The organism is Ruania zhangjianzhongii (assembly GCF_008000995.1).
In the GTDB taxonomy this organism is placed as follows: domain Bacteria; phylum Actinomycetota; class Actinomycetes; order Actinomycetales; family Beutenbergiaceae; genus Ruania; species Ruania zhangjianzhongii.
In genome coordinates, this window is sequence record NZ_CP042828.1 from 1,819,298 (window position 1) to 1,832,207 (window position 12,910).

At 70.5% G+C, this 12,910-nt stretch carries 16 protein-coding genes and 2 pseudogenes; 1 reads left to right on the forward strand and 17 read right to left on the reverse strand.

Translation table 11 applies throughout. The features are described from left to right. Positions 1–4 precede the first annotated feature (4 nt). The 3 genes and pseudogenes from FU260_RS08525 to FU260_RS24590 form a co-directional block, all read right to left on the reverse strand. Positions 5–178: pseudogene (locus tag FU260_RS08525) on the reverse strand (ABC transporter ATP-binding protein); the annotation flags it as partial. A gap of 196 nt (positions 179–374) precedes the next feature. After that, positions 375–548: a hypothetical protein gene (locus FU260_RS24105; protein WP_235912507.1), complete on the reverse strand. Its 174-nt coding sequence runs from the start codon at positions 546–548 to the stop codon at positions 375–377. A 20-nt stretch (positions 549–568) separates the two neighbouring features. Then, a pseudogene (locus FU260_RS24590) lies at positions 569–1,009 on the reverse strand (transporter substrate-binding protein); the annotation flags it as partial. Between the two features lie 79 nt (positions 1,010–1,088). On the opposite strand from FU260_RS24590, the gene FU260_RS08535 reads away from it, so the two are divergent. Continuing rightward, positions 1,089–1,469, forward strand: a complete 381-nt coding sequence (locus FU260_RS08535) for a MarR family winged helix-turn-helix transcriptional regulator (protein WP_168211707.1) — start codon at positions 1,089–1,091, stop codon at positions 1,467–1,469. Here the strand turns inward: FU260_RS08535 and FU260_RS08540 are convergent. The 14 genes from FU260_RS08540 to FU260_RS08605 all read right to left on the reverse strand — a co-directional run bounded on the left by FU260_RS08540 (position 1,413) and on the right by FU260_RS08605 (position 12,904). After that, on the reverse strand, positions 1,413–2,417 hold the full coding sequence (locus FU260_RS08540; RefSeq protein ID WP_147916675.1) for a HoxN/HupN/NixA family nickel/cobalt transporter: 1,005 nt from the start codon (positions 2,415–2,417) through the stop codon (positions 1,413–1,415). The two genes, FU260_RS08535 and FU260_RS08540, sit on opposite strands and share 57 nt — an antisense overlap. A gap of 44 nt (positions 2,418–2,461) precedes the next feature. Continuing rightward, positions 2,462–3,274 (reverse strand): urease accessory protein UreD, encoded by an 813-nt coding sequence (locus FU260_RS08545; RefSeq protein ID WP_147916676.1) that lies wholly within the window; start codon positions 3,272–3,274, stop codon positions 2,462–2,464. Further along, a complete protein-coding gene (ureG, locus tag FU260_RS08550) occupies positions 3,252–3,983 on the reverse strand; it encodes an urease accessory protein UreG (protein ID WP_210418227.1) in 732 nt (243 codons plus the stop codon). Before ureG ends, FU260_RS08545 begins: the two co-directional genes overlap by 23 nt. Beyond that, positions 3,976–4,698, reverse strand: coding sequence for an urease accessory protein UreF (locus FU260_RS08555; protein WP_235912508.1), 723 nt, complete (start codon positions 4,696–4,698; stop codon positions 3,976–3,978). Before FU260_RS08555 ends, ureG begins: the two co-directional genes overlap by 8 nt. After that, positions 4,698–6,401, reverse strand: coding sequence for an urease subunit alpha (locus tag FU260_RS08560; protein ID WP_147916677.1), 1,704 nt, complete (start codon positions 6,399–6,401; stop codon positions 4,698–4,700). The genes FU260_RS08555 and FU260_RS08560 overlap by 1 nt, the downstream gene beginning before the upstream one ends. Then, complete coding sequence (gene ureB, locus FU260_RS08565; RefSeq protein WP_147916678.1) at positions 6,401–6,730, reverse strand: urease subunit beta; 330 nt, start codon at positions 6,728–6,730, stop codon at positions 6,401–6,403. Before ureB ends, FU260_RS08560 begins: the two co-directional genes overlap by 1 nt. 8 nt (positions 6,731–6,738) lie before the next feature. Further along, positions 6,739–7,041 (reverse strand): urease subunit gamma, encoded by a 303-nt coding sequence (locus FU260_RS08570; protein ID WP_147916679.1) that lies wholly within the window; start codon positions 7,039–7,041, stop codon positions 6,739–6,741. Between the two features lie 28 nt (positions 7,042–7,069). After that, a complete protein-coding gene (locus tag FU260_RS08575; RefSeq protein WP_147916680.1) occupies positions 7,070–7,765 on the reverse strand; it encodes an ATP-binding cassette domain-containing protein in 696 nt (231 codons plus the stop codon). Further along, positions 7,765–8,586, reverse strand: coding sequence for an urea ABC transporter ATP-binding protein UrtD (urtD, locus tag FU260_RS08580; RefSeq protein ID WP_328593036.1), 822 nt, complete (start codon positions 8,584–8,586; stop codon positions 7,765–7,767). Before urtD ends, FU260_RS08575 begins: the two co-directional genes overlap by 1 nt. Beyond that, positions 8,583–9,698, reverse strand: a complete 1,116-nt coding sequence (gene urtC, locus FU260_RS08585; protein WP_147916681.1) for an urea ABC transporter permease subunit UrtC — start codon at positions 9,696–9,698, stop codon at positions 8,583–8,585. The genes urtD and urtC overlap by 4 nt, the downstream gene beginning before the upstream one ends. A gap of 86 nt (positions 9,699–9,784) precedes the next feature. After that, on the reverse strand, positions 9,785–10,669 hold the full coding sequence (urtB, locus tag FU260_RS08590; RefSeq protein WP_147916682.1) for an urea ABC transporter permease subunit UrtB: 885 nt from the start codon (positions 10,667–10,669) through the stop codon (positions 9,785–9,787). Positions 10,670–10,673: 4 nt separating this feature from the next. After that, positions 10,674–12,380 carry an urea ABC transporter substrate-binding protein gene (urtA, locus tag FU260_RS08595; RefSeq protein WP_235912509.1) on the reverse strand — a complete coding sequence of 569 codons (1,707 nt, stop codon included), beginning with the start codon at positions 12,378–12,380 and terminating at the stop codon, positions 10,674–10,676. Beyond that, positions 12,364–12,558 carry an SRPBCC domain-containing protein gene (locus FU260_RS24595; protein WP_147919396.1) on the reverse strand — a complete coding sequence of 65 codons (195 nt, stop codon included), beginning with the start codon at positions 12,556–12,558 and terminating at the stop codon, positions 12,364–12,366. The genes urtA and FU260_RS24595 overlap by 17 nt, the downstream gene beginning before the upstream one ends. Before the next feature lie 106 nt (positions 12,559–12,664). Next, the gene (locus FU260_RS08605; protein ID WP_147916683.1) at positions 12,665–12,904 is read right to left on the reverse strand and encodes an NUDIX domain-containing protein; all 240 of its coding nucleotides are present in this window, start codon (positions 12,902–12,904) and stop codon (positions 12,665–12,667) included. Between the last annotated feature and the right edge of the window lie 6 nt (positions 12,905–12,910).

A 12,910-nucleotide genomic window follows, 5' to 3' on the forward strand; every position in this document is an offset into this window, starting at 1 on the left:
CACGTTAGCGGCTACGACCGTCATGCAGCTCGAGCATCTGGTCGGCGCGTCCGATCAGCAGCGGGTCGTGGGTGGAGACGACGGCTGCGATCCCGCGGGCGTGGGTCAGCTCGGCGAGCAGATCCATGATCGTCGCCGCAGTGGCCGAGTCCAGCTGCCCGGTGGGCTCGTCCGCGACGGGCAGCGGATCGTGCGCTGGTCCCGGTCCGTCTGGCCGGACGGTATGCCGTGGTGTTCGCCATGTTCCTGCTGGCGGTGACACCGCTGCCGGCCTCGTGGCGGGAGGCCACCGGCGCAGCGCTGCCGTGGTGCGGCGCCTTCGGCGCCTTGGGGCTCGCGTCGGTGGCAGTCTGGGCATGGTTCCGCTAGCGCCCTCAGAGCCCTTCGACCCCGTTTTGGCCGACCATCAGCATCAGCACACCACCGGCGTGGGAGGATACGATCGCGTCGAGCACGCTCCCGAGCTCGGCTGGGGCTGCGCCGTCGGCGGGAAGGAACCGCGCCCCGGCGAACTGCGCATCCAGCTCGGTGATCTGCTGCGAGAGCACCCGAAACGTTCCCCGGGCCAGGCGTAGTCAGCTCCGACGACGAACCACCGCCGTACCCCGCGGTCCGCGCGGAGACGGCGAATCGCCGGGACGAGCTGCGCAGACGGGATCTCTCCCGTCACGTATAGGCCTGAGCGGGTCTCCGCCCCTTCGTACGCTGCGGGATAGACGTAGAGGCACCCGCCGCTGGATGACGGGGACGACGTCGTTGCGCACCGCCGCGGTGTGCCATCCGGTGAGCGCATCGAGTCGCCCCGCTTCGAGGGCTCCTCCGAGATGCTGACGTAGGACGGACAGCGGCAGGCTCGCGTCGAAGAGTTCCGCCCGTGCCGCCGGCCGAGGCTACCGCCGGTGGCGCTGATCTCGGCGATGGCGAGCTCAGTGACAGACTGGCAGGCGGGTCCGTAGATCCCTCCGGGCCCCTGGAAGTGCAGCAGAGCACCGATCACGAAGTCCGACATCTCTCCCCATCGGTGGTGGGGACCGGCTCGGCCGGCCTGCGGTGGCGACGATCGTATTTGTAGACTGGGGATAGCCACAGTGAGGGGTCACCATGCGGACGGCTGGCCGAGCGCCCACCACCGACGCCGAGTCGGCGATGGCGGCCGCCGTGCTGCGCGTGGAGCCGCCGCGCTCTTGCGCAGCGAGGGCTTCACCTTGGACGAGTGGCTCGTCCTGGGCAGCCTTGAGGACGGCGATGACCTGACGATGAGCGAGTTGCGGGCGATCACTGTGATCGACAAGGCCACCCTCGGTCGCCGGGTCGATGTGCTGGTCACCCAGGCGCTGGTCTACCGCGAGGTCGACGGCTTCGACCGCCGGGTGATCCGGGTGCACGTGTCGACGCGTGGTCGCGACGTCCCCTCACGCCTGACGGTGCTGCTGGCACAGCACGAGCATCCCGCCGCCCCACGCGACTAGCAGGACGACGGTCAGCACGATCCCGTACGGGTCGAGGTTTGCCGATGCTCCGGGAATGCTGGCCAGCGCCGGCGCGCGCTCGGCGAGCACCTGGACGAGGGTGATCACGGCGATCCCAAGGGCGGCCAATGCTGAGACTGCGGTGACGAGCACGTCGTAGCGGACCCCCAGCCTGCCGCCGCGGGTCGGTGCAGGATGCCACCGGTACACTCGCCGCGCCACCGCTCCCTGGGCGGAGTCCAGCGTGGACATGCCTGCCGCGAACAGGAAGGCAAGCGGAACGGCGGCGAACCATGACTCGTGATCCAGTGAGGCTGTTGCCGAGATCGCGAGCAGGCCGATCGAGGTCGCCGTGTCGAAGCCGAGCCCGAACAGCAATCCGACGCCGTACATCCGGCCCGGTCGGTCCGTGGCCCACTCGAACCGCCGCAGCAACCAGGTCACCGGTCCACCTGTGCCCTGGTGTCTCACGGAAGACGCCGGGCCTGCCCCGCGCAGCGCGCGACGTAGCAGCACCGCATTGAGCGCCGCGATCGCCAGCAGGAATGTGCTAGCGATCAGCGGCCCCCAGACGCCGGTGACCTCGCGCAGCACCGAGGAGTCGTCGTCGAGCATCGGACCGAGGCTGCGCACGCCGAGTGCGAGGAGCAGCGCCGCGACGACGACCACGGTCGAGTGACCGAGCGAGAACCACAGCCCCACCCCGCGGGAGTCTCCACCGGTGCGCACCAACCGTCTGGTGGTGTTGTCGATCGTGGCGATGTGGTCGGGATCGAAGGCGTGCCGCAGGCCGAGCCCGTAGGCAGCCAGCCCGAGTCCGGCGAGAACCGCGAGGGAACCGCCGTGAGCGGCCAGCGTGAGGGCCAGCCCACCGATTCCGAGCACATGGAGCGCCACCACGATCGGGACTGTGCGCGCGGTGCGGGTGGATGGGGTCGTGAGAGACATCGCGTTCCTTCTGCTCAGGTGTCGTGTCGATGCTGACGGGTCCGTCAGGACGTCAGCGCCCGTTCCATCGGGCTGAGGTGGGCTGCCGGGCCGAGCCACCGCAGCAGGAGGCCACCGTGCGCGGGCCGCAGAGCCGTGAGGTTGGTTGTGGTATCGCTGGTCTCGGCACCGGCCGCGAGATCCCGGAGCGCCGCACGTGCAGGGCAATCAACCCCGCCATCACGCAGATCGTCGGGCCCGATGTCGTCGGGGTCGGGTACCTCGTCGAGCACCAGGGCAGTGTCGAGCACGCGCGCCGATCCCAGGACCCCAGGCACCGGCTCGTGCCCGGATGCCCAGACCTCCTCCACCAGGACCGGGCCGCGCGCGTCGTGGACGTCGCTGCGCAGCAGCGCGCGCCCTCCCCGCTCGCCCTCCCGGCCCCACGCGATCGTCTCGCGCAGTGCCAGCTGTGCGCCGGCCCCGGTACGTACCGTCGTCGTCCGCGTGACGTCGGCTCCCTCGGCGACCACGAACGGCAACCCGAACCAGGACAGCCGGGAACCGTGCCCGAGGGTCACCACGACGTCCCACCAGCTGGGGACGCCGCCGGCGTCGTACGCGACAGTTCCGCCGACGTCGGTGATCGTCAGGGCATGTCCGTCCGCCACGCTCACCCGCACCACCACGTGATCGCCCCCGAGGAGGACGGCCCCGGTGGCCACCAGCGCCACCTCGGCCGCCACCCGGTCGCGCCGCACGGTCCGCACAGCGAGCAGCCCGTCGCTGGTGCTGACCCGGACCGGGGCTCCGGGGGAGGCGGGAGCTTCGACCCTGACGGACGTCGTCAGCGGCTCAGTGCGCGTGGCCGTGCCCATGCTCGTGCTCGTGGGAGTGCTCTTCGCCGTCGGCGTGGAAGTGCGGGGCCATCGGCCCCGGATCCTGGGCGACGTGCACGCCGTCCCGGTAGTGCCCGAGCACCCCGAGCACCCAGGCGCGCAGTGCCGCCACGGATGTCTCGTCCGTGCGCGAGAGCGCGATCACGGCGCGCCCGTCCCGAGCGATCGTGGCGTCATGCACCATCTGGTCCACGTCGACGCCGACGTAGGGGGCCAGATCGGTCTTGTTGACCACGAGCAGATCGGCGCGCCCGATCCCTGGGCCGCCCTTGCGGGCCACGTCGCCGCCGCCGGCCACGTCCAGCACGAAGATCTGCGCGTCCACCAGCGCGGGGGAGAAGGTCGCGGTGAGGTTGTCCCCGCCGGACTCGATCACCACGAGGTCCAGGGGGGCGAAGTCGTCGGCGAGGTCTTCGGCAGCGAGCAGGTTGGCGGTGACGTCGTCCCGGATGGCGGTGTGGGGGCAGGCGCCCGTCTCCACCGCGCGGATCCGTTCGGGTTCGAGGACGCCGGCCGACCGGAGGAATCGGGCGTCCTCGTCGGTGTAGATGTCGTTGGTGATCACGCCGATCTCCAGCTCGTCGGCCAGGGCTCGGCAGATCGTCGCGATCAGGGAGGACTTGCCGACACCGACGGGGCCGGCGACGCCAAGACGCAACGGACGGGACACTTCAGGCAGATCAGGCACGGAACAACCTCTGGGTCAGGAGGGCGTGGGCCTCGGCCCAGCCCTCGTTCTGCGGGGCACCGGAGGACGGGATGTCCTCCGGGGTGAGGCACGCGGCGACGCGGGGCACGTGCGGCTCCGCGGCGGCGCATGCATCGAGAACCCACTGCGCGGGAGCGAGCGGGTCCAACGGTTCGAGCTTGAGCAGGGCGGCCGCGGCGGTCTGCGCATCGTCGTAGACAGTGAGCCGGACCACGTCCTCGCTCCGCAGACTGGCTGCCGCTGCGATCGACCCCAGCACCACAGCCCGGGGAAGGGGACCTGTCCACCCCTCCAGCGCCTGCACCGGCGGGCGGTGCGGCCACAGGGAGCGAGCCACCCGCCTGTAGCCGCGTCCCAGCAGCTGTGCGGCCTCGCGCAGCGCGGCCGAGGGGGTGCGGGCCGCCCAGGCGTCGACGATGGCGGCCAGGTGTGTCTGCGCACCGGTCCCCGTGGGCGGGAGGCTGAGCAGGTGCGCCGTCACCACCGCCGTCCCGGCCTCCACGAGACTGACCGTGCGCGCACGCCCCCGGAGCCAGACCGGGACGTCCGCCGGCGACATCCCCGCCAGCAGGGCCGGTTCCAGACCTGCCGAGTGGGCGTGACCGCCCCCGGGCAGGCGGGCGTCAGCGAGCAGCATCGCCACCGAGAACGGATGCGGCGCGAGGGTCTGGGCCGCCTGGGTCAGCATGCTCATCAGAACATCGAGTACAGCTGTGACAGGGGCAGTGCGGCGGCCGGTGCCGGTTCCACCAGGTCACCGTCGATCCGGATCTCGAAGGTGTCGGGCCTGATGTCGATCCGGGGGAGAGCATCGTTGTTGCGCATGTGCGACTTGCCGATCTCGCGGGTGGCGGAGATGGGTGCGAGGCGGCGGCGCAGGCCCAGCCGATCGGCGAGCCCGTCCGCGATCGCTGCGGGGGAGACGAACGCCACCGAGGTGTCGGCTGCGATGGCATCCCCGAATGCGGGGCGCTGCAGCACCGGTTGCGGGGTCGGGATCGAGGCGTTCGGATCGCCGAGGGCGGCCCACGCGATCGCACCGCCCTTGATCACCAGGTCGGGCCGGCTGCCGAAGAAGCGCGGGTCCCACAGCACCAGGTCGGCGAGCTTGCCCGGCTCGATCGATCCGATCTGCGCGTCCACTCCGTGCGCGATGGCCGGGTTGATCGTGTACTTGGCGACGTAGCGCCGGGCGCGCTCGTTGTCGGCGGGCTCAGCGCTGCTGAGCGGACCGCGGCGGTGCTTCATCACATGCGCCACCTGCCAGGTGCGAGTGATGACCTCCCCGATTCGCCCCATCGCCTGCGCGTCGGAGGAGGTGATGGAGATGGCGCCCAGGTCGTGCAGGATGTCCTCGGCGGCGATGGTGCTCGCCCGGATGCGTGACTCCGCGAACGCCAGATCCTCGGGGACCGAGGGGTTGAGGTGGTGGCAGACCATCAGCATGTCCAGATGCTCGGCCACCGTGTTCACGGTGTGCGGCAGCGTCGGGTTCGTCGACCCGGGGATCACGTGCTCAAGCGAGGCGATGGTGAGGATGTCGGGCGCATGCCCACCTCCGGCGCCCTCCACGTGATAGGCGTGGATGCTCCGGCCGCCGATGGCATCGATCGTCGACTGGACGAACCCGGCTTCGTTCAGGGAGTCCGAGTGAAGCGCCACCTGCAGCCCCCACTCGTGCGCCGCCCGGAGAGAGGCGTCGATCGCGGCGGGGGTCGAGCCCCAGTCCTCGTGCACCTTCAGCCCGCCCGCGCCGGCGAGTGCCTGCTCGGCGAGGGCCGCACTGCTGACCGTGTTGCCCTTGCCGAGCAGCAGCACGTTCAGCGGGAGCGGGTCGAGGGCGCGCAGCAACTGCCGCAGGTGCCAGGCGCCGGGAGTGACAGTGGTGGCCTTCGACCCCTCGGACGGGCCCGTGCCGCCACCGGCCACGGTCGTCAGGCCGGTGGCGAGTGCCTCGTGCAGGGCACAGGGGGACAGCAGGTGCACATGCGGGTCGAACCCGCCCGCGGTGAGAATGCGTCCCTCGCCGGAGATGACGTCGGTGCAGGGCCCGATGATGAGGTCGGGGTGAACACCGTCGGCGATGTCCGGGTTCCCGGCCCGGCCGATCGCGACGATCCGCCCGTCCCGCAGGCCGACATCGGCGCGGACGACGCCCCACCAGTCGAGCACGACGGCGCCCGTCACCACCGTGTCGAGGGCGCCCTCGGCGCGGGTCCGGGTCGACTGCGCCATCGACTCCCGGATGCTTTTACCGCCGCCGAAGACGGCTTCATCACCGCCGATGCAGTGGTCCTCGGTGATCTCGACCCACAGGTCGGTGTCACCCAGGCGCACCTGGTCACCGGTGCTGGGGCCGTACAGCGCCGCGTAGCGCTCGCGGTCGATGTGCACCATCAGCCCTCCTGCTTGTTCCGCTGGATGCCGGGCACCCGGCGCGAGCCACGTAGGGCGACCAGTGCGACCTCTCGGCTCACCCCCGGCTCGAATCGCTGCGAGGTGCCCGCCGGGACGTCCAACCGGAAGCCGTGTGCGGCTGTCCGGTCGAACCGGAGCGTGGCGTTGGCGTCCGGGAGGTGGAGGTGCGAGCCCACCTGCACGGGGCGGTCGCCGCTGTTGGTGACCACCAGGAGAAGGCGTTCGTCCGGAGTGCGGTCGGCGTTGAGCTCGATCGTCCCGGGAGCGACGCGGACCGCGCCCGGGCCGGAGGTGCCGTGACTGGACATGGGGTCTCCTAGGGGATCGGGTGGTGCAGGGTGACGAGCTTGCGCCCGTCCGGGAAGGTGGCCTCGACCTGGACGTCGGTGAGCATCTCTGCCACGCCGTCCATCACGTCCTCTCGCGTCAGCACCTGCCGGCCCTCGGACATGAGGGCGGCCACATCTGCGCCGTCGCGGGCCCGTTCGAGCACCCAGGTCGAGAGCAGCGCGACCGTCTCCGGGTGATTGAGTCGGACTCCACGCGCCAGCCGGTCGCGCGCGACCATCCCGGCCACGGCGAGCAGCAGCTTCTCGGAGTCTGCCGGGGTCAGGCGCACAGTGCCCCCTTGCGGGCCGATGATGTGGTCACAGCGCCATCGCCCCCCGAGCGCCGTCGATCGCCCCGGCACCACCGGGAGCGCGGTGGGTGAGGTGGCCGGAGGCCATCACCAGATACTCCTCAGCGTGCTCGACTGCGTAGCCGATGTGCTGCTCGACGAGCAGCACGGAGAGGTCGCCGGTCTCGCGCAGCGCGGTGATGGCGGCGTAGATCTCGCGGACCACGTTCGGCTGGATGCCCTCGGTGGGTTCGTCCAGCAGGAGCAGTCGGGGCCCGGTGACCAGGGCGCGGGCGATGGCCAGCTGCTGGCGCTGACCGCCCGAGAGCAGGCCCGCCTGCCGGGACAGCAGCGGGCCGAGCGCTGGGAAGAGATCCAGCGCCTCGTTCGTGCGGCGCCGGCCTGCCGCACCGTAGGCGTCGGCAACCACCTGCAGGTTCTCGCGCGAGGTGAGCTGCCCGAAGGACTGCTGCCCCTGCGGGACGTAGGCGATGCCGTGGCGGATGCGGCGGTGGGTGGGCCAGGTGGTCACGTCCGTGCCGGCGAGCCGCACTGTCCCGCCTCGCACCGGCAACAGTCCGAGCACAGCCCGCAGCAGTGTGGTCTTCCCGGCCCCGTTGTGACCCAGCACCGAGGTGAGGCCGCCGTGGGTGACGGTGAGGTTGACGTCGTGGACGACGTCGGCACGTCCGTATCCGGTGCTCACACCGGCCAGCTCCAGCATCACGACCTCCCTTCCGCTGCCGGGTCGCCGAGGTAGACCTCGACGACCGCCGGGTCCTGCTGGACCTCGGCGACCGTGCCCTCGGCGAGCACCTGGCCCTGATGCATGACCGTCACCGAGTCCGCGAACGAGCGCAGGAACTCCATGTCGTGCTCGACCACCACGACCACCCGCTGGGAACCGATGCGGCGCAGCAGCTCGCCCGTCTCCTCCCGCTCGGCGTGGGTCATCCCGGCAACGGGTTCGTCCAGCAGCACCAGGTGGGCATCCTGCACCAGCAGCATCCCGATCTCGAGCCACTGCTTCTGGCCGTGCGCCAGCACGCCCGCCGCGGTGTGGCGGTGCCGGGCCAGGCCGATCAGCTCCAACGCCTGCTCGACGGCCTCCGGGGTCTCCCTACGGCGGCGCAGCAGCGTCATCGGTGTGCGACGGGCACCGGCGGCGATATCGAGGTTCTGCAGCACGGTGAGCTCCTCGAAGACGCTCGCGGTCTGGAAGGTGCGCCCCACACCCTGCCGAGCGATCCGGTGCGTACTGCGGCCGAGCAGCTCGGTTCCGCCGAACCGGGCGGATCCGGTGGCGGCGACCAGGCCGGTGGCGGCATCGATGAGCGTGGTCTTCCCGGCCCCGTTTGGTCCGATGAGGAAGCGGAGGTCGCCCTGCGTCACGGTCAGGTCGACGTCACGGACGGCCACGAAACCACCGAAGGTGACCCGCAGGTCGCGGATCTCGAGGTAGTCGTGGCGGAACCTGTTGGTGTCGGTCCCCAGGAGTGCTTCGGCGCTCGCGAGGTCGATCTGCTCGCCGGCGGCGTCGGTCACGAGGTTCTCCCTTCCGGTCGTGCGTCGGGTTCTGGCTCGGTGGCGGGTGCGGGGGCGCCGTCGTCGCCCGAGGAGGCGGCTGCGCGTCGCCGCCGGACGATCGAGGCCAGGCCGTCCGGGAGGAAGGCGATGACGCCGAGGAACAGGGCGCCCTGGAAGTACGTCCACGCGGACGGGAACTGCTCGGCCACCGAGGTCTCCGCCCAGCTCACTGCGATCGACCCCAGCACCGGGCCGAGGAGGGTGGCGCGGCCACCGATCGCGACACCGATGAGGAAGCCGATCGAGGGGACCACGCCGACGTCGGTCGGGGAGATGATGCCCACGATCGGCACTAACAGCGCGCCCCCGACGGCGGCCATCACTGCCGCGAGGATGTAGACGACGGTCTTCACCGCGGCCGGGTCGTAGCCGAGGAAGCGCACCCGGTCCTCCGCATCCCGGACCGCGACCAGCAGCTCGCCGAAACGCGAGACCATCAGCTGGCGAGCGATCACCACCATCACCAGCAGCACACCGGCGGCGATGATGAACAGCATCCGCTGGTTCACCGGGTCGGTCAGGTCGTAGCCGAAGAAGGCCCGGAAGCCGTTCAGGCCGTTCGTACCACCGGTGGTCTGTTGCTGGCCGATGAGCAGGATCGCGAACGCCGCCGCCAGCGCCTGGGAGAGGATGGCGAAGTAGGCCCCGCGCACCCGGCGGGTGAAGATGGCCCACCCCAGAGCAGCCGCGAGCGTGGCCGGGACGAGCACGATCAGCACCAGGGTCATCACCGGCGAGCGCATCGGCTCCCACCACCACGGCACCTGCCCGGTGCCGTACAGGGTCATGAAGTCCGGCACTCCGGCCGGACCGGCGTCGGCGAGCTTGAGGTGCATCGCCATCACGTAGGCACCCAGGCCGAAGTACAGACCCTGACCGAGGGTGAGCAGTCCGCCGCGGCCCCAGGCCAGGCCGATGCCGACCGCCACCATCGCCACGCAGAGGAAACGTGCGAGCAGGCTGAGCCGGAACGGGGACAGGGCGATCGGCGCCACAGCGAACAGCAGGATCGCCGCGAACGCGAGCAGGACCAGCGGGGCGGTGCGGCCGGTGGTGAGGATGCGGATCATGCCAGTCCTCCTCTCGCGTGAGGGCTGCGGTGCCTCGCTCCGGGGTGCCTCGTTCCTCGGCGCCCCTCCGCGGGGGCTCCTCGCGCTCACGCCAGGCTCCTTGTCCTCGTGACCAGCAGTCCCTGCGGCCGCACCTGCAGGAACGCGATGATCACCACGAACACCAGCACCTTGGCGATCGAGGCGGTCGTGGAGAACTCGAAGAACGCCTGCATCAGCCCCAGCGCGGCCGCCGCGATCACGGTGCCCTTGATGTGACCGATGCCGCCGACGACGACCACCAGGAAGGCATCGACGATGTAGCTCATCCCGAGGTTCGGCCCGGTCGATCCCAGCAGGGTCACAGCGACACCGGCGATCCCGGCCAGACCGGACCCGATGAAGAAGGTGGTCCGGTCGGTGGCACGGGAGGAGATCCCGGACGCCTCGGCCAGGTCACGGTTCTGGACGACGGCGCGGATCCGCCGTCCGAGCGAGGTCGAGCGCAGCACCACGGCCAGTGCGAGGACGCTCACGATCGCGACGGCCAGGATGAACAGTCGCGTCTTCGGCAGCGCCAGGCCACCGATGCTGACGGCGCCCGTGAGCCATGTGGGGATGCTGACGTCGACGTTCGGGGCGCCGAAGACGTCGCGTGCCACCTGCTGCAGCAGCAGCGCGACCCCCCAGGTGACCAGCAGGGTGTCCAGCGGACGGTGGTACATCCGTCGGATGAGCGTTGCCTCGAGGATCAGCCCTAGGACCCCGCCGACCAGGAATCCGACCGGTAGGGCCACGAGCAGGCTGACATCGGCGCTACCGACGAGTGCCTGGGTGACGAAGGCGGTGTAGGCGCCGGCCATCATGAACTCGCCGTGGGCCATGTTGATCACGCCCATCTGCCCGAACGTCAGCGCGAGGCCGAGTGCTGCGAGCAGGAGGACTGATCCGAGGCTCAGGCCCGCGAAGAGCTGGGGAAGGAGGAGATCCATCAGGTCAGCTCAGGTCCTCGGCCCAGTCGTATCCCTCGAGGAACGGGTCGGGCTCGATCGGTTCGCCGGAGGTCCACTCGGTGTGGATCAGTCCGTCGGGTCCGATCCGCCCGATCAGGGAGGTCTTGGAGATGTGCTGGTTCTCGCCGTTGACGGTCACCAGGCCCTCCGGGGCATCGAAGGTGACCCCGTCGGCGACGGTCTGGATGTCCTCGACGGCGAACGACTCGGCCTCCTCGACCATCGCCCGCCACAGGTAGAGGGAGGTGTAGGCGGCCTCCATCGGGTCGGAGGTGACCCGGTCCTCGCCGTACTCGGCCTGGAAGGCCTCCACGAACGCCTCGTTCTCCGGGGTGTCCACGGTCTGGTAGTAGTTCCAGGCCGTGAGCTGGCCCTCGACGTTCCCGACGCCGATCCCGCCGATCTCTTCCTCGGCGATGGACACCGAGAGCACCGGCATCTCCTCGGCACTCAGGCCGGAGTTGGTGTACTCGCGGAAGAACGCCACGTTGGAGTCGCCGTTGAGGGTGTTGAAGACGGCGTCGGCACCGGCCGCGCTGACCTGGTTGACGATCGTGGAGAAGTCGGTGTGGCCCAGCGGGGCATACTCCTCGCCGAGGATCTCGATGCCGTGCTCCTCGGCGTAAGCGTTGATGATCCGGTTGGCGGTCCGGGGGAAGACGTAGTCCGAGCCGACGAGGAAGAGGGACTCCACGCCTTCCTCGACCAGGTAGTCCAGCGCCGGCACGATCTGCTGATTGGTGGTGGCGCCGGTGTAGAAGATGTTCGGCGATGCCTCCAGTCCCTCGTACTGCACCGGGTAGAACAGCAGCGAGTCGTTCGACTCGAAGACCGGCAGCATCGCCTGCCGGGAGGCGGAGGTCCAGCCGCCGAAGACAGCGGCGACGCAGTCGCTGGTGATCAGCTTGGTGGCGCGCTCGGCGAAGACGGCAGGCTCGGACTGGCCGTCCTCGGTGACGATCTCGAGCTCGTGACCGAGGACTCCGCCGTCGGCGTTGATCTCGGCAGCAGCGAGCTGGAGCGAGTCGTGGACGGTCTGCTCCGAGATGGCCATGGTTCCGGAGAGGGAGTTCAGGAAGCCGATCGAGATGGTGTCCCCGGAGGTATCGACGCAGCTCTCACTGGCCGAGGAGCTCTGCGGGTCGGCGTCGGCGACCTGGGCGCCGCAGGCGCTCAGGGCGATGGCCGAGACGGTGAGCGAGAGGATGGCGAGCCTCGTGGTGCCGGTGGTGCGTGGACGCATGGCGTGCTCCGTTCGTGGCGTGCCCGTGGGGCTCTGCTTAGGTTCAGATGAACCTAAGCAGAGCGACGTGTCGCCGACGTCAGAGCGATGTAACGTTCCGGTTTCGTGATCCCCGGTGTCGCCCGGACAGGCGGGTGAGAGCCTCCGGTTGTGGCAGCCGCGCGCCCGGGCGGCCGGCTGGAGCCTGCGACAGGACTCCGCGATCTCCCTGATCCGCGCCAGCCGGCGGTCCCAGCCGCGGCCGATGGTCTCCAGCCGGTCGGCCAGCCGGGTGAGCGTGGTGCCGAGCGCGCGGTAGCGCACCGCCCGGCCGCCACCCGGCTCCACGTCCACCTGCTCGACCAGGCCGACCGCCTCGAGCTGAGCCAGGTGCTTGGCGATCGCCTGGCGGCTGACGGTGGTGCAGGCCTCGTCGAGGATGCCGTCCAGGTCACCCCAGGTGAGCACGAGCTCGGCGGGGCCGCGCGACGTCCAACCGGATCGGGAAAGGGCGGTCCTCCCAGAGGAAGGAGCCCAGCGACCCGGCGCGCCACGCCTCCGGGAAATCCGAGGGGTGTCCCCACCAGGGCTCGATGTGCTCCGGTGCGGCGAGGGCGTCCCAGACTCGCTCGCGAGGGGCGTCGATGGTCGGGCACCCCTGTCAGGTCAGCGGTGTAGTCGGTCGCCGCCACCCGGGTGTCCGGCTCGTTGGCCGGGTCCTCGTCGTAGTACCCGAGCGGCCGCAGCCTGGCCTACCGGACGGTGAGCCCGAACTCTTCGTGGACCTCGCGCATTGCGGCCTGCGCCGCTGTCTCCCCTGGATCGAGCGTGCCACCCCGGCTCGTGTCGCGCTTGCGCACGGTGAGCAGCTCGGCGTCGCCATAGCCACGTCCGCCGGCGGCACCCTCACCCTCGCCCGTTCGCACGAAACAGACGCCGGCAATGGTCAGCACAGTCCTCACCGGTACAGTGGCAGCAGAAGCATTCGGCACCCCGCC

Coding starts and splice junctions, on each gene's coding strand:
- urtC (WP_147916681.1), bottom strand. CDS start 9,698: ATGATCCGCATCCTCACCACCGGCCGCACCGCCCCGCTGGTCCTGCTC.
- urtB (WP_147916682.1), bottom strand. CDS start 10,669: ATGGATCTCCTCCTTCCCCAGCTCTTCGCGGGCCTGAGCCTCGGATCA.
- FU260_RS08540 (WP_147916675.1), bottom strand. CDS start 2,417: ATGTCTCTCACGACCCCATCCACCCGCACCGCGCGCACAGTCCCGATC.
- FU260_RS08575 (WP_147916680.1), bottom strand. CDS start 7,765: ATGCTGGAGCTGGCCGGTGTGAGCACCGGATACGGACGTGCCGACGTC.
- FU260_RS08560 (WP_147916677.1), bottom strand. CDS start 6,401: ATGGTGCACATCGACCGCGAGCGCTACGCGGCGCTGTACGGCCCCAGC.
- ureB (WP_147916678.1), bottom strand. CDS start 6,730: ATGTCCAGTCACGGCACCTCCGGCCCGGGCGCGGTCCGCGTCGCTCCC.
- FU260_RS08555 (WP_235912508.1), bottom strand. CDS start 4,698: ATGAGCATGCTGACCCAGGCGGCCCAGACCCTCGCGCCGCATCCGTTC.
- FU260_RS08545 (WP_147916676.1), bottom strand. CDS start 3,274: ATGGGCACGGCCACGCGCACTGAGCCGCTGACGACGTCCGTCAGGGTC.